Origin of the sequence: Lelliottia nimipressuralis (genome assembly GCF_004402045.1) — a bacterium.
In the GTDB taxonomy this organism is placed as follows: domain Bacteria; phylum Pseudomonadota; class Gammaproteobacteria; order Enterobacterales; family Enterobacteriaceae; genus Enterobacter; species Enterobacter chinensis.
The window spans coordinates 1-21,733 of sequence record NZ_SOMG01000015.1; the positions used below are offsets into that span (position 1 = coordinate 1).

A 21,733-nucleotide genomic window follows, 5' to 3' on the forward strand; every position below is an offset into this window, starting at 1 on the left:
TGGCTACGTAGCTCAGTTGGTTAGAGCACATCACTCATAATGATGGGGTCACAGGTTCGAATCCCGTCGTAGCCACCAAATTAGTAAACTATCGAATTATTCGGTAGACTAGAAAAAATTGTTGGGGTATCGCCAAGCGGTAAGGCTCTGGTTTCTGATACCAGCATTCCGAGGTTCGAATCCTCGTACCCCAGCCAATTTAAAAAGTCGTTAAGCAGTTTGTTTAACGCAATTGGGGTGTCGCCAAGCGGTAAGGCTCTGGTTTCTGATACCAGCATTCCGGGGTTCGAATCCCTGCACCCCAGCCACTTAGTAACAAAAAAGCCCGCTCTGCGGGCTTTTTTGTTTTTGTCGTCAGTACCGTGTGGCCTGATGCCCTCACCCTGGCTCTCTCCCAAAGGGAGAGGGAAAAAGGATTAGAGTCCGAGAGCGTATTTAAGCGCCTGACGTTTCAGACCACCGGCACGCTCCGCTGCCATCAAGCCAATATTACGCAGAATGCGCACCGGGGCTAAGTCATTGCTGAACCCGGCATAGAACAGATCCATCCCCGACTGCATGATGAAATTGTCCGCCATGCGTCGCGTCTGGTAACGCTTCAGAACCTGATGGCTTGACCAGTTTTCCGCGTGCCCACGGGCGCTACCCAGCACATCCAGCAACGCCTCAACGTCACGATACCCCAGGTTCACACCCTGCCCGGCCAGCGGGTGAATGGTGTGTGCCGCATCTCCCACCAGCGCCAGCCCTTCGCGGGCATACTGCAAAGCGTGCCGACGCGTGAGAGGGAACGCCCCTGCAGCGACCGGAGTAACGTTGCCAAGACGGCCCGGGAAATGCAGGTGAATTTCCCGCTGCAATTGCTCCATTGAAAGCCCCTGCAGCTGGCGAATGCGCGCCGGCTTGTCGTACCACACCAGCGATGCCCAGTGATCAAACAGCGGTAAAAAGGCATGCGGGCCATTCGGGGTAAAGTGCTGCCAGGTGCTCTCTCCCGGCGCATTCTCGCACTGGACGGTAATCAGCATACAGGACTGCTCATACTGCCAGGCATGAACCCCGATACCCGCCATCTGTCTGACCTGCGAGTTGGCACCATCCGCCCCGACGACCAGTTTCACGGCCAGTTCATCGCCGCTATCGAGCGTCAGCACATAGCCGCTATCGTGAGGATGCAGCGCCTTAAGTGACGCAGGAACTCGCAACGTCACCTTCGGGTGTGCCTCCAGCGCCTGCCAGAGCGCCAGCTGGAGCACGTTGTTTTCCACCATATAGCCCAGGCGCGGTAGCTTCAGCTCCGCGGCATCAAACGCGACGTGGGCATTTTCCCACTCCCAGGTTTCAAGACGGTTGTAAGGATGGGCGCGCATTGCCAGCACCGCCTCCCAGACGCCCAGTCCGCGCAGCAGATCAACGGAAGCCGCGCTGATAGCGGAAATGCGCACATCCGGTTTGGCCGCCGGATCGTATTGCGCAGGCGCCGACTGTTCAATTACCGTTACCTCAAATCCCTGCTGCGCCAGCCCCAGCGCCAGCGCGCCGCCGACCATACCGCCGCCGACAACGGCAACTTCGGTGTGTTGGAGTGTCATGGTCAATTTTCCTTATTGGAGAATCCTTTAAGTTTACCGGATTTTTTCGGTCCTGAGACACATAACCTTCATACTGGTCACAACCCCACCAAAGCATTACAATACGCGGCTTGCAATCCTGAGCTGAGCAAGTCGATGACTAAAAAACTCCATATAAAAACCTGGGGCTGTCAGATGAACGAATACGATTCATCCAAGATGGCCGATCTGCTGGATACCACCCACGGATACCAGCTGACTGAAAATGCGAAAGAAGCGGACGTGCTGCTGCTGAACACCTGTTCCATTCGTGAAAAAGCGCAGGAAAAAGTCTTTCACGTGTTAGGTCGCTGGAAACTTCTCAAACGAAAAAATCCGGACCTGATTATCGGCGTGGGTGGCTGCGTCGCCTCGCAGGAAGGCAAGCTGATCCGCCAGAGAGCCCCCTATGTGGATATTGTCTTTGGCCCGCAGACCCTGCACCGCCTGCCTGAGATGATCAATCAGGTTCGCGGCAATCGTAGCCCGGTCGTTGACGTCAGCTTCCCGGAGATCGAAAAATTTGACCGTCTGCCGGAGCCGCGCGCCGATGGCCCGACCGCCTTCGTCTCCATCATGGAAGGCTGCAACAAGTACTGTACCTACTGCGTGGTGCCGTACACCCGTGGTGAAGAGGTCAGCCGCCCGGCAGACGACATTCTGTTTGAAATCGCGCAGCTTGCCGCACAGGGCGTTCGCGAAGTGAACCTGCTGGGCCAGAACGTTAACGCCTGGCGCGGTGAGAACTACGACGGCACAACCGGCAGCTTTGCCGAGCTGCTGCGTCTGGTGGCCGCGATTGACGGCATCGACCGCATTCGCTTTACCACCAGCCATCCGATGGAATTTACCGACGACATCATCGACGTATACCGCGATACGCCAGAGCTGGTGAGCTTCCTGCACCTGCCGATTCAGTGCGGCTCTGACCGCGTGCTGAACCTGATGGGTCGTCCGCACACGGTGCTAGAGTACAAATCGACCATCCGCAAGCTGCGTGAAGCCCGTCCGGATATCCAGATAAGCTCTGACTTTATCGTCGGTTTCCCTGGCGAAACCGCTGATGACTTCGAACGTACCATGAAGCTCATCGGCGAAGTGAATTTTGACGTCAGCTATAGCTTCATCTTCTCCGCACGTCCGGGAACGCCCGCGGCCGATATGGTTGACGATGTGCCGGAAGAAGAGAAAAAGCAGCGTCTGTATATTCTGCAGGAGCGCATAAACCAGCAGGCCAGCGCCTGGAGCCGCCGCATGCTCGGCACCGTCCAGCGCATACTTGTGGAAGGTACTTCGCGTAAGAGCATCATGGAACTCTCCGGCCGCACCGAGAACAACCGCGTGGTGAACTTTGAAGGCACCCCGGACATGATCGGTAAATTTGTAGACGTTGAGATTGTCGAAGTCCTGACCAACTCGCTGCGCGCGAAAGTGGTACGCACCGAAGACGAAATGGGCCTGCGTATTGCAGAGTCACCGGAATCCGTGATTTCGCGTACCCGCAAAGAAAACGATTCTGGCGTTGGGATTTACCAGCCTTAATCCTTCTGGCCTGCCTCTTCGGCAGGCCTTGTATTTCCTCTTATCGTCCCCAATATCATCCGCAACGCTTGCGCCTTTATTCTATGGCGTGAATAATTTCGGTAATGACCGTTTTATTACGCCCTGTCGCAACGGTTCAGTTAACCAATCAAAGAGGAACAGTTTGAACATAGATACGCGTGAAATTAGCCTTGAGCCAGCAGACAACGCTCGCCTGCTGAGCCTGTGCGGGCCGTTTGATGACAACATCAAACAACTGGAGCGACGTCTGGGTATCGAAATCAATCGTCGCGATAATCATTTCAAACTTACCGGACGCCCTATCTGCGTCAACGCCGCTGCGGACATTCTGCGTAGCCTGTATGTCGATACCGCTCCGATGCGCGGCGAAACACAGGATATTGAACCGGAACAGATCCACCTCGCCATTAAAGAGGCACGCGTGCTGGAACAGAGCGCGGAAAGCGTGCCGGACTATGGCAAAGCCATTAACATCAAGACCAAACGTGGCGTCATTAAGCCGCGTACACCAAACCAGGCGCAGTACATCGCCAACATTCTTGACCATGACATCACCTTCGGCGTGGGTCCGGCAGGTACGGGTAAAACCTATCTCGCCGTTGCCGCTGCGGTTGATGCCCTGGAACGCCAGGACATCCGGCGCATCCTGCTGACCCGCCCTGCCGTTGAAGCGGGTGAAAAACTGGGCTTCCTGCCGGGCGATCTGAGCCAGAAGGTCGACCCGTATCTGCGCCCTTTATACGATGCGCTGTTTGAGATGCTGGGCTTTGAGAAGGTCGAGAAGCTCATTGAGCGTAACGTTATCGAAGTTGCCCCGCTTGCCTACATGCGTGGCCGTACGCTGAACGATGCGTTCATCATCCTCGATGAAAGCCAGAACACCACCATCGAACAGATGAAGATGTTCCTGACGCGTATCGGCTTTAACTCTAAGGCGGTCATTACGGGTGACGTGACGCAGATTGACCTGCCGCGCAGCACCAAATCGGGCCTGCGCCACGCCATTGAGGTGCTGGCAGAGGTCGACGAAATCAGCTTTAACTTCTTCCACAGTGAAGACGTGGTACGCCACCCGGTGGTCGCGCGTATCGTTAACGCCTATGAAGCCTGGGAAGAGGCGGATCAGAAGCGTAAGGCCGAACTGGCCGCAGAACGTAAGCGCGAAGCGCAGGAGCAAGAACAGAAATGAGTCAGGTGATCCTCGATTTACAGCTGGCCTGTGAAGACAATTCCGGCATGCCAGAAGAGGCACAGTTTCAGAAATGGCTGGATGCCGTTATCCCCCAGTTTCAGGAAGAATCAGAAGTTACGATTCGCCTGGTGGATGAAGCAGAAAGCCATGAGCTTAACCTGACCTATCGTGGGAAAGATAAGCCGACCAACGTGCTCTCTTTCCCGTTCGAAGCGCCGCCGGGTATTGAGATGCCGCTATTGGGCGATCTGATCATCTGCCGCCAGGTGGTTGAGCAGGAAGCCAAAGAGCAGCAAAAACCTCTTGAGGCCCACTGGGCGCATATGGTGGTACACGGCAGCCTGCACCTGCTCGGCTACGATCATATCGAAGACGATGAAGCGGAAGAGATGGAGTCCCTCGAGACAGAGATAATGCTTGCTCTGGGCTATGAGGATCCGTACATTGCCGAGAAAGAATAGTCCGTCACCTGACTGACTAACATGCCGCCACGAAAGGACATCGCGTGGCGGTAAACATTGAACTAACAAGAGAACCCTTAACAAACGCCATGAGCGACGACAATTCACACAGTAGCGACACGACAACCAGTAAAAAGGGATTTTTCTCCCTCATTCTGAACCAGCTTTTCCACGGCGAACCGAAAAACCGTGATGAACTGCTTGAGCTGATTCGTGATTCCGGGCAGAACGACCTTATCGACGAAGATACGCGCGAAATGCTCGAAGGGGTTATGGACATCGCCGACCAGCGCGTTCGCGATATCATGATCCCCCGTTCGCAGATGATCACCCTGAAACGCAACCAGACGCTGGACGAGTGCCTCGATGTCATCATCGAATCTGCCCACTCGCGTTTCCCGGTCATCAGCGAAGACAAAGATCACATCGAAGGGATTTTGATGGCGAAAGATCTGCTGCCGTTTATGCGCAGCGATGCCGAAGCCTTCAGCATGGAAAAAGTGTTACGCCAGGCCGTGGTTGTGCCGGAGAGTAAACGTGTGGATCGGATGCTGAAAGAGTTCCGCTCTCAGCGTTACCACATGGCGATTGTTATTGATGAATTTGGTGGCGTTTCCGGTCTTGTCACGATCGAAGATATTCTTGAGCTGATCGTCGGTGAAATCGAAGATGAGTATGACGAAGAAGAAGATATCGACTTCCGTCAGCTCAGCCGCCACAGCTGGACCGTGCGTGCGCTGGCCTCAATTGAAGACTTCAACGACGCCTTCGGTACCCACTTCAGCGATGAAGAGGTTGATACCATTGGCGGGCTGGTGATGCAGGCCTTTGGTCATCTTCCGGCGCGCGGCGAGACCGTTGACATTGACGGTTACCAGTTCAAAGTGGCAATGGCCGACAGCCGACGTATTATACAGGTTCACGTCAGAACGCCGGACGATTCACCGGTGCCAAAACTGGAAGATTAATGTAAATGGCATTTGCCCCACTCTTTGAACGTCAGCGCGTCCGTTTGCTGCTGGCGCTGTTACTCGGAGCCAGCGGTACGCTGGCTTTTTCTCCTTACGACATCTGGCCTGCGGCCATTCTTTCCCTGATGGGGCTACAGGGTCTGACCCTGAATCGTCGTCCGGTACAGGCTGCCGCCATCGGTTACTTCTGGGGGCTGGGGCTGTTTGGTTCCGGCATCAACTGGGTTTATGTCAGCATCGCCCAGTTTGGCGGTATGCCGGGCCCGGTTAACATCTTCCTGGTGGTACTGCTCGCTGCCTACCTCTCGCTGTATACCGGTCTGTTCGCAGGTATCCTTTCTCGCCTGTGGCCAAAAACCAGCTGGCTGCGTGTCGCTATTGCCGCGCCGGTGGTCTGGCAACTCACCGAATTCCTGCGCGGTTGGGTGCTGACGGGCTTCCCATGGCTGCAGTTCGGCTACAGTCAGATTGACGGCCCGCTGAAAGGCCTGGCGCCGGTGATGGGCGTTGAGGCCATCAACTTCCTGCTGATGGTTGTCAGCGGCCTGCTGGTACTGGCACTGGTTACGCGCGGCTGGAAGCCGCTGGCTGTGGCGCTGGTGCTGTTCGCTCTGCCCTTCCCGCTGCGCTATATCCAGTGGTTCACGCTTGAGCCCGAGCGCGCCACGCAGGTTTCTATGGTTCAGGGAAATATCCCGCAGTCCATGAAGTGGGACGAGAAAGAGCTGCTGAATACGCTGAAGATCTACGCCAACGCCACGGAAGAGGTGATGGGTAAATCACAGCTGATTATCTGGCCGGAGTCTGCGATTCCCGATCTGGAGATTAACCAGCAGCCGTTCCTCAACATGATGAACGATCTGCTGCTTTCGCGTGGCAGCACGCTAATCACCGGGATTGTCGATGCGCGTCTGAATCAGCAGAACCGCTACGACACCTACAACACCATCATTACGCTCGGCAAAGACAGCGAATACAGTTACCGCTCCACTGACCGGTACAACAAGAACCACCTGGTACCGTTTGGTGAGTTTGTTCCGCTGGAATCGATTCTGCGCCCGCTGGCACCGTTCTTTGACCTGCCGATGTCCTCTTTCAGCCGCGGGCCATACGTTCAGCCCCAGCTGCATGCGCACGGTTTTGCCCTGACGCCGGCCATTTGCTACGAAATTATCCTCGGCGAGCAGGTACGCGATAACTTCCGCCCGGACACGGACTTCCTGCTGACTATCTCTAACGATGCCTGGTTTGGTAAGTCGATTGGCCCGTGGCAGCACTTCCAGATGGCGCGGATGCGTTCTTTGGAGCTGGCGCGTCCGCTGCTGCGAAGCACCAACAACGGCATCACCGCCGTGATTGGACCGCAGGGTGAAATCCAGGCCATGATCCCGCAGTTTACCCGTGAAGTGCTGACCACCCGCGTCACACCGACAACCGGCCTGACGCCATACTCCCGTACCGGCAACTGGCCGCTGTGGATTTTGACCGTGCTGTTCGGCTTTGGCGCGGTACTGATGAGCCTGCGTCAGCGTCGTCGGTAATCTCACCTCTTCCTGCCGGGTGGCGGCTACGCCTTACCCGGCCTACTTTCCCATGCTTTACGTCGGGTAAGGCGTAAGCCGCCACCCGACAAATCCCTCCCAACCCCAAATCTGGCACGCCTATTGCTTTGTTTATTCAGGTAAACGCAGTTTGGCTTAACGTGCAACTTAGTCGCACCAACGTAGATCATCGGTAGCACCGTAACGGTGCAACGGGAGATATTTGCCTCTGAATGGTGCGGCGCGCTTCGCAAAAATAAACAATAACGCAGCAAAATCTTTACATTAAGCCAGACTAAATGTTAACAAGCTTGCATAACACTGCACTCGCATTGCGCGAGATATAACAACATCACAATGGGTATCAATGCGTCACTGGCGCTGATAAAAAAGGAGTTGGGTATGCAATTACGTAAACTGGCCACAGCAATGCTGGTTATGGGAATGTCTGCAGGCGTGGTTCACGCTGAAGATGCTCCGGCAGCAGGCAGCACTCTCGACAAGATTGCCAAAAACGGCGTCATCGTGGTCGGCCACCGTGAATCTTCAGTCCCGTTCTCTTACTACGACAACACGCAAAAAGTCGTGGGCTATTCACAGGATTACTCCAACGCCATCGTTGAAGCTGTGAAGAAAAAGTTGAACAAACCTGACCTGCAGGTGAAGCTGATCCCAATCACTTCACAGAACCGTATTCCACTGCTGCAGAACGGCACCTTTGATTTCGAGTGTGGCTCCACCACCAACAACCTCGAGCGTCAGAAACAGGCTGCCTTCTCGGACACCATCTTTGTCGTTGGCACCCGCCTGCTGACGAAGAAAGGTGGTGAGATCAAAGATTTCGCTGACCTGAAAGGCAAAGCGGTCGTTGTCACCTCCGGAACCACCTCAGAAGTGCTGCTGCACAAACTGAACGACGAGAAGAAAATGGATATGCGCATCATCAGCGCGAAAGACCATGGCGACTCCTTCCGTACCCTGGAAAGCGGCCGTGCCGTCGCGTTTATGATGGATGACGCCCTGCTGGCGGGCGAGCGTGCGAAAGCGAAAAAACCAGACAACTGGGATATCGTCGGTACCGCGCAGTCTAAAGAAGCCTACGGCTGTATGCTGCGTAAAGACGATCCGCAGTTCAAAAAGCTGATCGATGACACCATCTCTCAGGTGCAGACCTCTGGCGAAGCGGAAAAATGGTTCGACAAGTGGTTCAAAAACCCAATTCCACCAAAAAACTTGAACATGAATTTTGAACTGTCTGACGACATGAAAGCGCTGTTCAAATCTCCAAATGACAAAGCTCTTAACTAATTAGAACAACAGGGGCGGGATCTCCTGCCCTCTCGATTGTCGGGAAGCATGGACAGACTATACGTTGAGTGGTCGTTCCCCACTCAGCGCGAAAAATGAGCTTCTCACCAATCTTCGAGGGTAGCGCTGCTACCCTTTTTTTTCTGGAGTTTATTATGTCAATAGACTGGAACTGGGGCATATTCCTGCAACAAGCCCCGTTCGGCAACACCACCTATCTTGGCTGGCTGTGGAGCGGCTTTCAGGTCACCGTAGCATTATCGATAACGGCGTGGATTATCGCGTTTCTTGTCGGTTCTCTGTTCGGTATTCTGCGCACCGTCCCTAACCGTTTTCTTTCAACACTTGGCACCCTGTATGTGGAACTGTTCCGTAACGTTCCGCTTATCGTGCAATTCTTTACCTGGTATCTGGTTATCCCGGAACTGCTGCCGGAAAATATTGGTATGTGGTTCAAGTCGGAACTGGATCCGAATGTACAGTTCTTCGTCTCTTCCATGATGTGTCTGGGGCTGTTTACCGCTGCGCGCGTTTGCGAGCAGGTGCGTGCCGCCATTCAGTCATTACCCCGTGGACAAAAAAATGCGGGCCTGGCAATGGGCTTGACCCTGCCGCAAACCTACCGCTATGTGCTGCTGCCTAACGCCTACCGCGTTATCGTTCCACCGATGACCTCTGAGATGATGAACCTGGTGAAAAACTCGGCCATCGCCTCGACCATCGGCCTGGTCGATATGGCTGCACAGGCGGGCAAACTGCTGGATTACTCCGCACACGCGTGGGAATCCTTCACCGCAATCACGCTCGCGTATGTTCTGATTAACACTTTCATCATGCTGGTGATGAACCTGGTTGAACGTAAAATCCGCCTGCCGGGTAATCTGGGGGGCAAATAATGTACGAATTTGACTGGAGTTCTATTGTTCCATCCATGCCATACCTGCTTGATGGCCTGGTGATTACCTTAAAAATCACCGTGATTGCCATCATCATTGGTATCGTCTGGGGCACCCTGCTGGCCGTCATGCGCCTGTCGAGCTTTAAGCCTTTCGCCTGGTTTGCGACTGCCTACGTTAACGTTTTCCGTTCCATCCCGCTGGTGATGGTGCTGCTGTGGTTTTATCTGATTGTGCCCGGCTTCCTACAAAACGTGCTGGGGCTGTCGCCGAAAACCGATATCCGCCTGATCTCCGCCATGGTGGCTTTCTCAATGTTTGAGGCTGCTTACTACTCGGAAATTATCCGTGCGGGTATTCAGAGTATCTCCCGTGGGCAATCCAGCGCCGCACTGGCACTGGGGATGACGCACTGGCAGTCCATGCAGCTCATTATTCTGCCGCAGGCGTTTCGCGCCATGGTTCCGCTCCTGCTGACCCAGGGTATCGTGCTGTTCCAGGATACCTCACTGGTCTACGTTCTGAGTCTGGCAGACTTCTTCCGTACCGCGTCAACCATCGGTGAACGTGATGGTACGCAGGTCGAGATGGTGCTCTTCGCGGGTGCGGTCTATTTTGTGATTAGTTTAAGCGCGTCGCTGTTGGTCAGCTGGCTGAAGAAAAGGACGGTATAATGATTTCCCTGAAAAATGTTTCTAAATGGTATGGGCACTTTCAGGTGCTGACCGACTGCTCCACCGAAGTGAAAAAAGGTGACGTAGTAGTGGTATGCGGGCCGTCCGGTTCCGGTAAATCGACGCTGATCAAAACCGTCAACGGACTGGAGCCGGTGCAGCAGGGTGAGATCGTCGTCAACGGCACCAAAGTCAACGACAAGAAAACCAATCTCGCCCAGCTTCGTTCTCACGTTGGAATGGTGTTCCAGCATTTTGAGCTGTTCCCTCACCTCTCCATTATTGAGAACCTGACCCTGGCGCAGGTAAAAGTACTTAAGCGTGATAAAAAAGCGGCGCGCGAGAAAGGTCTGAAACTGCTGGAACGCGTTGGGCTCTCGGCGCACGCCGATAAGTTCCCGGCGCAGCTTTCTGGCGGCCAGCAGCAGCGCGTGGCGATCGCCCGCGCGCTGTGCATGGATCCCGTTGCGATGCTGTTTGATGAGCCAACGTCGGCGCTCGATCCTGAGATGATCAATGAAGTGCTGGACGTCATGGTCGAACTGGCGCACGAAGGGATGACCATGATGGTGGTGACTCACGAAATGGGCTTTGCCCGTAAAGTGGCGAACCGCGTGATCTTTATGGATGAAGGGAAAATCGTGGAAGACTCGCCGAAAGAAGAGTTCTTCGCGAATCCGAAATCCGACCGCGCCAAAGACTTCCTCGCCAAAATCCTGCACTAACCTTGTCGGTGCGCAATCTGCGGATTGCGCACTGCCTCACGCTTTCGCTCACTTCTTCTCGTCGGCGTCACATTGCAGCGTTAACCTTGTCACAAAATAACGCTATGAATGGAGAACGCTATGGCACAACCCATCATTATCGATTGCGACCCGGGTCATGATGACGCGATCGCACTCGTCCTTGCACTTGCCTCCCCCGAACTCGACGTCAAAGCCGTCACCTCTTCTGCCGGAAACCAGACGCCGGATAAAACCCTGCGTAACGTTTTGCGCATGCTGACGCTGCTTAACCGCCCCGATATTCCCGTCGCCGGCGGAGCCGTCAAGCCCCTGATGCGCAAGTTAATTATTGCGGATAACGTGCATGGCGAAAGTGGGCTGGATGGTCCTGTGCTGCCGGATCCGGGCTTCGCACCGCAAAACTGCACCGCCGTGGAGCTGATGGCGAAGGTGCTGCGTGAAAGCCCTGAGCCAGTAACGCTGGTTGCCACCGGACCGCAAACCAACCTCGCGCTGCTGCTGAACAGCTATCCGGAACTGCATCACAACATTGCCCGTATTGTGCTGATGGGCGGCGCAATGGGGCTCGGGAACTGGACGCCGGCTGCCGAATTCAACATTTTTGTCGATCCCGAGGCCGCAGAGATCGTCTTCCAGTCCGGTTTGCCAGTTGTGATGGCGGGGCTGGACGTGACCCATCGCGCGCAGATTATGGCTGACGACATTGAGCGCTTCCGTTCCGTGGGTAATCCGGTCGCGACAACGGTGGCTGAGCTACTCGATTTCTTTATGGAGTATCATAAAGCCGAGAAATGGGGATTCCACGGTGCGCCGTTGCATGATCCATGCACGATTGCCTGGCTGTTAAAACCGGAGATGTTTACCACGGTGGACAGATGGGTTGGCGTTGAGACGCAGGGAAAATACACCCAGGGCATGACGGTGGTGGATTACTACTCGCTGACGGGGAATCAACCGAATACAACGGTGATGGTGGATATCGACCGTCAGGCGTTTGTGGATTTACTGGCGGAGAGACTGGCTTACTATTCTGCGGCCTGATGCCCTCTCCCACGGGAAGAGGGAGCAGACACTAAAAACGGCAACGTCGTTGCCGTTTTGCTTTTACCTAGGGTTCAAACGGCCGGCGCTGGAACTGATCATGGCCGCATTTCGGACACAGCGGCAGTACATCAGGCGTATAGACCGCAATATGGTGATGGCATTTCTCACACACCAGGTTGCCCAGTCCCACAACTTCGCCACTCTGGTAGACGCCGTGGTGGTTCAAATCCTGAAAGACCTCGCGCCACTCCAGCTGCGTTTTGTCGGTGATATCCGCCAGCTCCTGCCACAGGCTCTCTTTTATCACCCTCATGAACACGCTGTCGGCGATCTCGTCCTGACTCTCTTCGTAGCTGCGCGCAAACTCTTCCAGGTCACGACGTACGGCGCGGGTCACCTCTTCCACTTCGGTTCGCGTTAACTCACCCGTTTGCGTCACCCGTGCACGCGCCTGTTCGACTAACGCGTCAATATCGCGCTCGCCGTTACGCAGCCGTTCCGTCAGTGTCGCCACCAGTTCGCGGTAAAATTGAGCAACCTTGTTCATCATTTTGCCTCCCGGGTAAGTAACTATTTCTAATAATAGACCTTATTTCATCACCGCTTTGTCAGGTGAAGCACAGACCCGGTAAATTCCTGCAAAGCGCATTTGTGCGAAAGGCTGTTTTGACGCGGACGTTTGGGCTATGCTATGCGGATCTGAATGACCACATCCATTGGCTACATTTGTAGCTGTATTGAAAACAGGACCACTGGCTGCCATGCAAGAGCAATACCGCCCGGAAGAGATAGAATCAAAAGTCCAGCAACACTGGGACGAGAAGCGCACCTTTGAAGTAACCGAAGACGAGAGCAAAGAGAAGTATTACTGCCTGTCGATGCTTCCCTATCCTTCTGGTCGACTACACATGGGCCACGTGCGTAACTACACCATCGGTGATGTGATTGCACGCTACCAGCGCATGCTGGGCAAAAACGTCCTGCAGCCTATCGGCTGGGATGCGTTCGGTCTGCCCGCGGAAGGCGCAGCGGTAAAAAACAATACGGCTCCGGCACCGTGGACGTACGACAACATCGCGTACATGAAAAACCAGCTCAAAATGCTGGGCTTTGGCTATGACTGGAGCCGAGAGCTGGCGACCTGTACCCCGGAATACTATCGCTGGGAACAGAAGTTCTTCACCGAGCTGTACAAAAAAGGCCTGGTGTACAAGAAGACCTCTGCCGTTAACTGGTGCCCGAATGACCAGACCGTTCTCGCAAACGAACAGGTTATCGACGGCTGCTGCTGGCGCTGTGACACCAAAGTTGAGCGTAAAGAGATCCCGCAGTGGTTTATTAAAATCACCGCTTACGCTGATGAGCTGCTGAACGATCTGGATAATCTGGACCACTGGCCAGATACCGTTAAGACCATGCAGCGCAACTGGATCGGCCGTTCCGAAGGCGTGGAAATCACCTTCAACGTTGAGAACTATGACCAGACCCTGACCGTCTACACCACCCGTCCGGACACCTTCATGGGCGCGACCTACCTGGCCGTGGCCGCAGGTCACCCGCTGGCGCAGAAAGCGGCAGAAAACAATCCGGAACTGGCCACCTTCATCGACGAATGCCGCAACACCAAAGTGGCCGAAGCCGACATGGCGACGATGGAGAAAAAAGGCGTTGCGACAGGCTTCTATGCGAAGCATCCACTGACTGGCGAAGCCATCCCTGTCTGGGCCGCAAACTTCGTTCTGATGGAGTACGGTACAGGTGCAGTAATGGCTGTTCCGGGTCACGATCAGCGCGACTATGAGTTTGCCACCAAATACAACCTGCCGATTAAAGCCGTTATTCTGGCCGCCGATGGTTCTGAACCAGACCTGTCCGAACAGGCGCTGACCGAAAAAGGTACGCTGTTCAACTCCGGCGAGTTCAGCGGTCTGAGCTTCGAAGAAGGCTTCAACGCCATCGCCGATAAGCTGGCCTCCCTTGGGGTGGGCGAGCGTAAAGTTAACTTCCGTCTGCGCGACTGGGGCGTTTCCCGTCAGCGTTACTGGGGTGCGCCAATCCCAATGGTGACGCTGGAAGATGGCACCGTAATGCCAACGCCTGAAGATCAGCTGCCGGTGATCCTGCCGGAAGACGTGGTCATGGACGGTATCACCAGCCCGATCAAAGCCGATCCTGAGTGGGCAAAAACCACCGTAAACGGCCAGCCTGCGCTGCGTGAAACCGACACCTTTGACACCTTTATGGAGTCATCCTGGTACTACGCGCGTTATACCTGCCCACAGTATCAGGACGGTATGCTGGATTCCGATGCGGCAAACTACTGGCTGCCGGTAGATATCTACATCGGTGGTATCGAACATGCCATCATGCACCTGCTCTACTTCCGCTTCTTCCATAAGCTGATGCGCGATGCCGGCATGGTGAACTCTGACGAACCAGCAAAACAGCTGCTGTGCCAGGGCATGGTGCTGGCGGATGCCTTCTACTACGTCGGCGTAAACGGCGAGCGTAACTGGGTTTCTCCGGTCGATGCTATCGTTGAGCGTGACGAGAAAGGCCGTATCGTGAAGGCGAAAGACGCCGCAGGTCATGAGCTGGTCTATACCGGCATGAGCAAGATGTCCAAGTCTAAAAACAACGGCATCGACCCGCAGGTGATGGTTGAGCGCTACGGCGCGGATACCGTGCGTCTGTTCATGATGTTTGCTTCTCCGGCAGACATGACCCTGGAGTGGCAGGAGTCTGGCGTTGAAGGCGCGAACCGCTTCCTGAAACGCGTCTGGAAACTGGTTTACGAACACACCGCTCTGGGCGATGCCCCGGCACTGAACGCCGCCGCACTGACTGAAGATCAGCAGGCGCTGCGTCGTGATGTTCATAAAACGATTGCAAAAGTGACCGATGATATTGGTCGTCGTCAGACCTTCAATACCGCAATTGCGGCTATTATGGAACTGATGAACAAACTGGCAAAAGCCCCGCAGGACGGCGAGCAGGATCGTGCCTTAATGCGTGAAGCGCTGCTGGCCGTTGTTCGCATGCTGAACCCGTTCACTCCGCACGTCAGCTTCACTCTGTGGCAGGAACTGAAAGGCGAAGGCGATATCGACAACGCGCCGTGGCCACAGGCTGACGAAGCAGCGATGGTGGAAAACACGACGCTGGTCGTGGTCCAGGTAAACGGCAAAGTCCGCGGTAAAATTACCGTGGCGGTCGATGCAACCGAAGAACAGGTTCGCGAGCGCGCGGGCCAGGAAACTCTGGTCGCAAAATATCTTGAGGGCGTTACCGTGCGTAAAGTGATCTACGTACCGGGTAAACTGCTGAATCTGGTCGTTGGCTAAGCGCGGGAGGAAACGTGCGACAACTGGCAACAATACTCTTATCTCTGGCGGTGCTTGTCACCGCTGGCTGTGGCTGGCACCTGCGCAATACTACGGCGGTGCCTACTCAGATGAAAACAATGATCTTCGATTCCGGGGATCCGAATGGTCCACTCAGCCGGGCAATCCGTAATCAGCTGCGTCTGAACGGTGTGGAGATTGTCGAAAAACAAACACTGCGCCAGGATGTACCGTCTCTGCGTGTTATAGGTGGAGGTCTGTCGAGAGATACAGCCTCTATCTTCCAGGATGGCCGTACCGCAGAGTATCAGATGGTGTTGACGGTCGACGCGGCGGTGCTGATCCCGGGTAAAGATATCTACCCGATCAGCACGAAAGTGTACCGTTCGTTCTTCGATAACCCGCAGACGGCGCTGGCAAAAGATGCTGAACAGCAGATTATCATCAACGAAATGTACGACAAGGCGGCGGAACAGCTGATCCGTAAACTGCCAAGTATTGCAGCGTCAACCAAACAAGGATCTGACATTGTTGAAAAACCAGATGCCGGCACGCTTCCTGCTGCTACCTCTCTGGGTAAATGATGATCAGGCTGTATCCTGAACAACTCCGCGCGCAGCTCAATGAAGGGCTGCGCGCGGCGTATCTGCTTCTTGGAAACGATCCGCTCTTACTTCAGGAAAGTCTGGATGCCGTGCGACTTGCAGCTGCCGCGCAGGGCTTTGATGAACACCACACCGTCCAGTTGGATAACAACACCGACTGGAACGCCCTCTTCTCGCTGTGTCAGGCGATGAGCCTTTTTGCCTCGCGCCAGACTATTCAGATCCTGCTGCCGGATAACGGTCCTAATGCGGCTATCAACGAGCAGCTCGCCACGCTGGTCAGCCTGTTACACAGCGATCTGCTCCTCATTGTACGTGGCAACAAGCTGACTAAAGCGCAGGAAAACGCAGCATGGTTTTCCCAGCTCGCAACCCACGCGGTGCTGGTCACCTGTCAAACGCCTGAGCAGGCGCATCTGCCTAAATGGGTGGCAGCGAGAGCGAAGCAGAACAACCTTCAACTGGATGATGCGGCAAATCAACTGCTCTGCTACTGCTATGAAGGTAATCTGCTGGCACTGGCGCAGGCGCTGGACAGACTCTCCCTGCTGTGGCCGGATGGCAAGCTGACTTTACCGCGCGTTGAGCAGGCCGTTAACGACGCGGCGCACTTCACGCCGTTCCACTGGGTGGACGCGCTGCTGTCGGCGAAAAGCAAACGCGCCCTGCATATTCTGCAGCAGCTACGCCTGGAAGGGAGCGAACCCGTCATTCTGCTGCGTACGCTGCAGCGCGAGCTGTTGTTGCTGGTTACGCTCAAGCGACAGTCTGCCCATACGCCATTGCGCTCGCTGTTTGATAAACATCGGGTGTGGCAAAATCGCAGGGCTTTGACCACCGAGGCCATCAACCGCCTGAGTCATGAACAGCTTCGTCAGGCTGTACAGCTTCTGATGCGCGCTGAGCTCACGTTAAAAAAAGATTATGGTCAGTCGGTCTGGGCAGAGCTGGAAAGCCTTTCTCTGCTGCTCTGCCATAAGGCGCTGGCAGACGTTTTTATTGATGGATAGTATGCATTCTTTACAGGCCTTGTATGGCGGCACCTTCGACCCGGTACATTACGGGCATCTGAAGCCGGTTGAAATTCTGGCGAATCTGATCGGCCTTCAGCGCGTTATCATCATGCCCAATAACGTCCCGCCCCATCGCCCGCAGCCCGAGGCGACCAGCGAGCAGCGAAAAGAGATGCTCGCTCTTGCCATCGCAGATAAACCGCTCTTCCGACTTGATGAGCGTGAGCTGCGTCGCGACACGCCCTCCTGGACGTCTCAGACGCTGCAGGAGTGGCGAGCCGAACAAGGGCCAGACCAGCCGCTGGCCTTTATCATCGGCCAGGATTCCCTACTGAATTTCCCCACATGGCATCAGTATGAAACCATTCTGGAGAACAGCCATCTGCTCGTCTGCCGCCGTCCAGGCTACCCGCTGACCATGCGCGATGCACAGTACCAGCAGTGGCTGGAAGATCATCTCACCGATAATGTTGAAGATCTCCACAATCAGCCTGCCGGGAAGATTTATCTGGCGGAAACGCCGTGGTTCGATATCTCAGCGACCCTCATTCGCGAGCGTTTACAGCAAGGGTTAGCGTGTGACGATTTGCTACCGGCCCCGGTGCTGGCGTATATCCATACGCACGGTTTGTATCAGAAAAGCGCAGATGAATAGCCGGAGGGCATAAAAAGCGGCTTATTGTTTATCCTGCCTTGACAGGGTAAGCCATACTGTTATTCTCCGCTGCCAGACTTTCCCGCCGATCATTGCTTTACAGAAATTGTTTTACAAAAATGGCGATGCAATCTCAGGCGGAGGGTGGGATGATACCCGCCTTCAAAAGCCTGGCAGGAGACATTTGTCCCGATACAGGCGTGAGTTCAGGTATACTGCCTGGCTACGAATTCAACGTTTTACAATCTCATTCACCCCAGGGGGAAAACTTGCAGGGTAAAGCACTCCAGGATTTTGTTATTGACAAAATTGATGACCTGAAAGGTCAGGACATCATCGCTATCGACGTTAAGGGTAAATCCAGTATTACCGATTGCATGATCATCTGCACCGGTACCTCTACGCGTCATGTTGTTTCGATTGCCGATCACGTGGTTCAGGAATCGCGTGCAGCAGGACTGTTGCCGCTGGGTGTTGAAGGTGAAGCGACGGCTGACTGGGTGGTTGTCGACCTCGGCGATGTGATTGTCCATGTCATGCAGGACGAGAGCCGTCGCCTGTATGAGCTGGAAAAACTCTGGGGTTAATGCGTGAAGTTGCAGCTGGTCGCCGTCGGCACCAAAATGCCGGACTGGGTACAAACCGGTTTTACTGAATATCTGCGTCGTTTTCCAAAAGACATGCCGTTCGAACTGGTGGAGATCCCCGCCGGCAAGCGCGGCAAGAACGCTGATATCAAACGTATTCTCGATAAAGAGGGTGAACTGATGCTGGCTGCCGCAGGCAAAAACCGCATCGTCACCCTCGATATTCCAGGTAAGCCCTGGGATACGCCGCAGCTGGCGCACGAACTGGAGCGCTGGAAGCAGGATGGTCGTGACGTCAGTCTGTTGATTGGCGGGCCTGAAGGGTTATCCCCTGCCTGTAAAGCGGCAGCAGAACAAAGTTGGTCTCTCTCCGCGCTGACGCTTCCCCACCCGCTCGTTCGGGTACTGGTAGCAGAAAGCCTGTATCGTGCGTGGAGCATTACTACCAACCACCCCTATCACCGCGAGTAACGACTGACCAGGGTAGATTAAGCAGCGGATGAAACTACAGAATTCTTTTCGCGACTATACGGCTGAGTCCGCGCTGTTTGTGCGCCGGGCGCTGGTCGCCTTTACGGGGATTTTGCTGCTTACCGGCGTGCTGATCGCCAACCTTTATAATCTGCAAATTGTCCGCTTTACCGATTATCAGACGCGTTCAAACGAAAACCGTATTAAGCTGGTGCCTATCGCGCCCAGCCGCGGCATTATTTACGATCGTAACGGCACCCCGCTTGCGTTAAACCGCACCATCTATCAAATCGAGATGATGCCGGAAAAAGTTGATAACGTTCAGAACACGCTGGAAGCGCTGAAGAGCGTTGTCGACCTTAATGATGACGATATCGCCGCCTTTAAAAAAGAGCGCGCCCGCTCTCACCGTTTCACCTCCATTCCGGTTAAAACCAATCTGACGGAAGTTCAGGTGGCCCGCTTTGCGGTGAACCAGTACCGTTTCCCCGGCGTGGAAGTGAAGGGTTACAAGCGTCGCTACTACCCTTACGGCTCCGCGCTGACGCATGTGATTGGCTACGTTTCCAAGATTAACGACAAAGACGTCGACCGCCTCGATAAAGACGGTAAGCTGGCAAACTACGCTGCAACGCACGACATCGGTAAGCTGGGAATTGAACGCTACTACGAAGATGTTCTGCACGGGCAAACCGGCTATGAAGAGGTTGAGGTTAACAACCGTGGCCGCGTTATTCGCCAGTTGAAAGAAGTGCCGCCTCAGGCGGGGCATGACGTCTATCTCACGCTCGACCTGAAACTGCAACAGTACATTGAAACCTTACTGGCGGGCAGCCGTGCTGCCGTTGTGGTTACCGATCCTCGTACCGGTGGCATTCTGGCGATGGTGTCAATGCCAAGCTATGACCCGAACCTCTTTGTTGACGGTATCTCCAGTAAAGACTATTCCGGTTTGCTTAATGACCCCAACACGCCGCTGGTGAACCGCGCGACGCAAGGGGTTTACCCGCCAGCCTCTACGGTTAAACCGTATGTGGCGGTCTCGGCACTGAGTGCAGGCGTTATCAACCGTAATACCAGCCTGTTTGACCCGGGCTGGTGGCAGCTTCCAGGTTCAGACAAGCGCTATCGTGACTGGAAAAAATGGGGCCACGGTCATCTGAACGTCACCAAATCGCTGGAGGAGTCTGCGGATACCTTCTTCTATCAGGTAGCTTATGACATGGGTATCGACCGCCTGTCAGAGTGGATGAGCAAATTTGGCTACGGACATTACACCGGCATTGACCTTTCAGAAGAGCGTTCAGGCAACATGCCGACGCGTGAATGGAAGCTGAAGCGCTTTAAAAAACCCTGGTATCAGGGTGACACCATTCCGGTGGGTATCGGCCAGGGCTACTGGACGGCAACGCCGATTCAGATGAACAAAGCCATGATGATCCTCATCAATGACGGTGTGGTGAAAGTACCTCATCTGCTACAAAGTACGGTTGAAGACGGTAAAAAAGTGCCCTGGAACCAGCCGCACGAAGCGCCTGTCGGTGACATTCATTCCGGCTTCTGGGAAATCGCGAAAGACGGTATGTACGGCGTGGCAAACCGCCCGAACGGTACCGCGCATAAGTATTTTACCGGCGCACCGTACAAGGTGGCCGCGAAATCGGGTACTGCGCAGGTGTTTGGTCTGAAAGCCAACGAAACCTATAACGCACACCGCATTGCCGAACGTCTGCGTGACCATAAGCTGATGACGGCGTTTGCCCCTTATGATAACCCGCAGGTCGCGGTGGCGATGATTCTGGAGAACGGCGGTGCTGGGCCAGCAGTAGGGACCATCATGCGCCAGATCCTTGACCACATTATGCTGGGTGATAACAACACCGAACTGCCGGCTGAAAACCCGGCCGCCGCTGCGGCGGAGGACCAATAATCATGACGGATAATCCAAACAAAAAATCGCTGTGGGATAAAATCCACATCGACCCAGCCATGCTGCTGATCCTGCTGGCTCTGCTGGTTTACAGCGCTCTGGTTATCTGGAGCGCCAGTGGCCAGGACATCGGCATGATGGAGCGCAAAATCGGCCAGATCGCGATGGGGCTGATTATTATGGTAGTGATGGCGCAGATCCCGCCGCGCGTCTACGAAGGCTGGGCGCCCTACCTCTACATCTTCTGTATCATTTTGCTGGTTGCGGTTGATGCGTTTGGCGCCATTTCAAAAGGGGCGCAGCGCTGGCTGGATCTGGGTATCGTCCGTTTCCAGCCCTCGGAAATTGCCAAAATCGCCGTTCCATTGATGGTGGCTCGCTTTATCAACCGCGACGTCTGTCCGCCGTCTTTAAAAAATACCGCCATCGCGCTGGTGCTGATTTTCCTGCCAACGCTGCTGGTTGCGGCACAGCCTGACCTTGGCACCTCAATCCTTATCGCCCTCTCCGGCCTGTTTGTCCTTTTCCTGTCAGGTCTGAGCTGGCGTTTGATTGGTATCGCAGTGGTGCTGATCGCGGCGTTCATCCCTATCCTCTGGTTCTTCCTGATGCATGATTACCAGCGCCAGCGCGTCATGATGCTGCTCGATCCGGAAACCGATCCGCTGGGGGCGGGCTATCATATTATTCAGTCCAAGATTGCGATTGGCTCTGGCGGCCTGCGCGGTAAGGGCTGGCTGCACGGCACGCAGTCGCAGCTGGAATTTTTACCGGAGCGCCACACCGACTTTATCTTCGCCGTACTGGCGGAAGAGCTGGGGCTGGTTGGCATCTTAATATTGCTGGCACTGTACGTCCTGCTGATCATGCGAGGATTATGGATTGCAGCACGCGCGCAAACCACCTTTGGTCGCGTCATGGCTGGCGGGTTGATGCTGATTTTATTCGTTTATGTCTTCGTAAATATTGGTATGGTGAGTGGTATTCTGCCGGTGGTAGGCGTACCGCTGCCGCTAGTGAGTTACGGAGGCTCGGCACTGATCGTGTTGATGGCCGGGTTTGGTATCGTGATGTCGATCCATACCCACAGAAAAATGTTGTCAAAAAGCGTATAAAAATAAG

General features: G+C 54.8%; 20 protein-coding genes and 3 tRNA genes. 21 read left to right on the plus strand and 2 right to left on the minus strand.

Features of this window, described 5'->3' with window-relative positions:
• Position 1 precedes the first annotated feature (1 nt).
• From E3U32_RS08545 to E3U32_RS08555, 3 genes are all read left to right on the plus strand, one after another.
• Positions 2-78, plus strand: a tRNA-Met gene (locus E3U32_RS08545).
• A gap of 44 nt (positions 79-122) precedes the next feature.
• Positions 123-197: transfer RNA gene (locus E3U32_RS08550), tRNA-Gln, on the plus strand.
• Between the two features lie 36 nt (positions 198-233).
• Positions 234-308: transfer RNA gene (locus E3U32_RS08555), tRNA-Gln, on the plus strand.
• Positions 309-416: 108 nt separating this feature from the next.
• Here E3U32_RS08555 and ubiF read toward each other — a convergent pair.
• Complete coding sequence (ubiF, locus tag E3U32_RS08560; RefSeq protein WP_134348436.1) at positions 417-1,592, minus strand: 3-demethoxyubiquinol 3-hydroxylase; 1,176 nt, start codon at positions 1,590-1,592, stop codon at positions 417-419.
• A gap of 135 nt (positions 1,593-1,727) precedes the next feature.
• On the opposite strand from ubiF, the gene miaB reads away from it, so the two are divergent.
• From miaB to rihA, 10 genes are all read left to right on the plus strand, one after another.
• Complete coding sequence (gene miaB, locus E3U32_RS08565) at positions 1,728-3,152, plus strand: tRNA (N6-isopentenyl adenosine(37)-C2)-methylthiotransferase MiaB (protein ID WP_134348437.1); 1,425 nt, start codon at positions 1,728-1,730, stop codon at positions 3,150-3,152.
• A 163-nt stretch (positions 3,153-3,315) separates the two neighbouring features.
• Positions 3,316-4,362, plus strand: coding sequence for a PhoH family protein (locus tag E3U32_RS08570; protein WP_029740142.1), 1,047 nt, complete (start codon positions 3,316-3,318; stop codon positions 4,360-4,362).
• Positions 4,359-4,826 carry an rRNA maturation RNase YbeY gene (gene ybeY, locus E3U32_RS08575; RefSeq protein ID WP_003858677.1) on the plus strand — a complete coding sequence of 156 codons (468 nt, stop codon included), beginning with the start codon at positions 4,359-4,361 and terminating at the stop codon, positions 4,824-4,826. Before E3U32_RS08570 ends, ybeY begins: the two co-directional genes overlap by 4 nt.
• Before the next feature lie 89 nt (positions 4,827-4,915).
• A complete protein-coding gene (gene corC, locus E3U32_RS08580) occupies positions 4,916-5,794 on the plus strand; it encodes a CNNM family magnesium/cobalt transport protein CorC (protein WP_134348652.1) in 879 nt (292 codons plus the stop codon).
• A 5-nt stretch (positions 5,795-5,799) separates the two neighbouring features.
• Positions 5,800-7,338, plus strand: a complete 1,539-nt coding sequence (lnt, locus tag E3U32_RS08585; protein ID WP_134348438.1) for an apolipoprotein N-acyltransferase — start codon at positions 5,800-5,802, stop codon at positions 7,336-7,338.
• A 402-nt stretch (positions 7,339-7,740) separates the two neighbouring features.
• A complete protein-coding gene (locus tag E3U32_RS08595; RefSeq protein WP_134348440.1) occupies positions 7,741-8,646 on the plus strand; it encodes an amino acid ABC transporter substrate-binding protein in 906 nt (301 codons plus the stop codon).
• Positions 8,647-8,801: 155 nt separating this feature from the next.
• Complete coding sequence (locus E3U32_RS08600) at positions 8,802-9,542, plus strand: amino acid ABC transporter permease (protein WP_134348441.1); 741 nt, start codon at positions 8,802-8,804, stop codon at positions 9,540-9,542.
• A complete protein-coding gene (gene gltK, locus E3U32_RS08605) occupies positions 9,542-10,216 on the plus strand; it encodes a glutamate/aspartate ABC transporter permease GltK (protein ID WP_023334900.1) in 675 nt (224 codons plus the stop codon). Before E3U32_RS08600 ends, gltK begins: the two co-directional genes overlap by 1 nt.
• Positions 10,216-10,941 carry an amino acid ABC transporter ATP-binding protein gene (locus E3U32_RS08610; protein WP_134348442.1) on the plus strand — a complete coding sequence of 242 codons (726 nt, stop codon included), beginning with the start codon at positions 10,216-10,218 and terminating at the stop codon, positions 10,939-10,941. The genes gltK and E3U32_RS08610 overlap by 1 nt, the downstream gene beginning before the upstream one ends.
• Positions 10,942-11,061: 120 nt before the next feature.
• Positions 11,062-12,003, plus strand: a complete 942-nt coding sequence (gene rihA, locus E3U32_RS08615; protein ID WP_134348443.1) for a pyrimidine-specific ribonucleoside hydrolase RihA — start codon at positions 11,062-11,064, stop codon at positions 12,001-12,003.
• A gap of 67 nt (positions 12,004-12,070) precedes the next feature.
• On the opposite strand, the gene E3U32_RS08620 is transcribed toward rihA, so the two are convergent.
• The gene (locus tag E3U32_RS08620; protein WP_025756340.1) at positions 12,071-12,553 is read right to left on the minus strand and encodes a zinc ribbon-containing protein; all 483 of its coding nucleotides are present in this window, start codon (positions 12,551-12,553) and stop codon (positions 12,071-12,073) included.
• A 214-nt stretch (positions 12,554-12,767) separates the two neighbouring features.
• Between E3U32_RS08620 and leuS the strand changes: the two genes are divergently transcribed.
• The 8 genes from leuS (at position 12,768) to mrdB (ending at position 21,726) form a co-directional block, all read left to right on the plus strand.
• The gene (gene leuS / locus E3U32_RS08625; RefSeq protein ID WP_134348444.1) at positions 12,768-15,350 is read left to right on the plus strand and encodes a leucine--tRNA ligase; all 2,583 of its coding nucleotides are present in this window, start codon (positions 12,768-12,770) and stop codon (positions 15,348-15,350) included.
• A gap of 14 nt (positions 15,351-15,364) precedes the next feature.
• Positions 15,365-15,934: an LPS assembly lipoprotein LptE gene (gene lptE / locus E3U32_RS08630; RefSeq protein ID WP_134348445.1), complete on the plus strand. Its 570-nt coding sequence runs from the start codon at positions 15,365-15,367 to the stop codon at positions 15,932-15,934.
• Positions 15,934-16,965 carry a DNA polymerase III subunit delta gene (gene holA / locus E3U32_RS08635; RefSeq protein WP_134348653.1) on the plus strand — a complete coding sequence of 344 codons (1,032 nt, stop codon included), beginning with the start codon at positions 15,934-15,936 and terminating at the stop codon, positions 16,963-16,965. Before lptE ends, holA begins: the two co-directional genes overlap by 1 nt.
• Positions 16,958-17,623 carry a nicotinate-nucleotide adenylyltransferase gene (gene nadD / locus E3U32_RS08640; protein ID WP_134348446.1) on the plus strand — a complete coding sequence of 222 codons (666 nt, stop codon included), beginning with the start codon at positions 16,958-16,960 and terminating at the stop codon, positions 17,621-17,623. Before holA ends, nadD begins: the two co-directional genes overlap by 8 nt.
• Positions 17,624-17,892: 269 nt before the next feature.
• The gene (gene rsfS, locus E3U32_RS08645; protein WP_023334893.1) at positions 17,893-18,210 is read left to right on the plus strand and encodes a ribosome silencing factor; all 318 of its coding nucleotides are present in this window, start codon (positions 17,893-17,895) and stop codon (positions 18,208-18,210) included.
• 3 nt (positions 18,211-18,213) lie between these two features.
• Positions 18,214-18,681 carry a 23S rRNA (pseudouridine(1915)-N(3))-methyltransferase RlmH gene (gene rlmH, locus E3U32_RS08650; protein ID WP_003858701.1) on the plus strand — a complete coding sequence of 156 codons (468 nt, stop codon included), beginning with the start codon at positions 18,214-18,216 and terminating at the stop codon, positions 18,679-18,681.
• Between the two features lie 28 nt (positions 18,682-18,709).
• Positions 18,710-20,611, plus strand: a complete 1,902-nt coding sequence (gene mrdA / locus E3U32_RS08655; RefSeq protein WP_134348447.1) for a peptidoglycan DD-transpeptidase MrdA — start codon at positions 18,710-18,712, stop codon at positions 20,609-20,611.
• A 2-nt stretch (positions 20,612-20,613) separates the two neighbouring features.
• On the plus strand, positions 20,614-21,726 hold the full coding sequence (mrdB, locus tag E3U32_RS08660; RefSeq protein WP_008501037.1) for a peptidoglycan glycosyltransferase MrdB: 1,113 nt from the start codon (positions 20,614-20,616) through the stop codon (positions 21,724-21,726).
• Positions 21,727-21,733 lie beyond the last annotated feature (7 nt).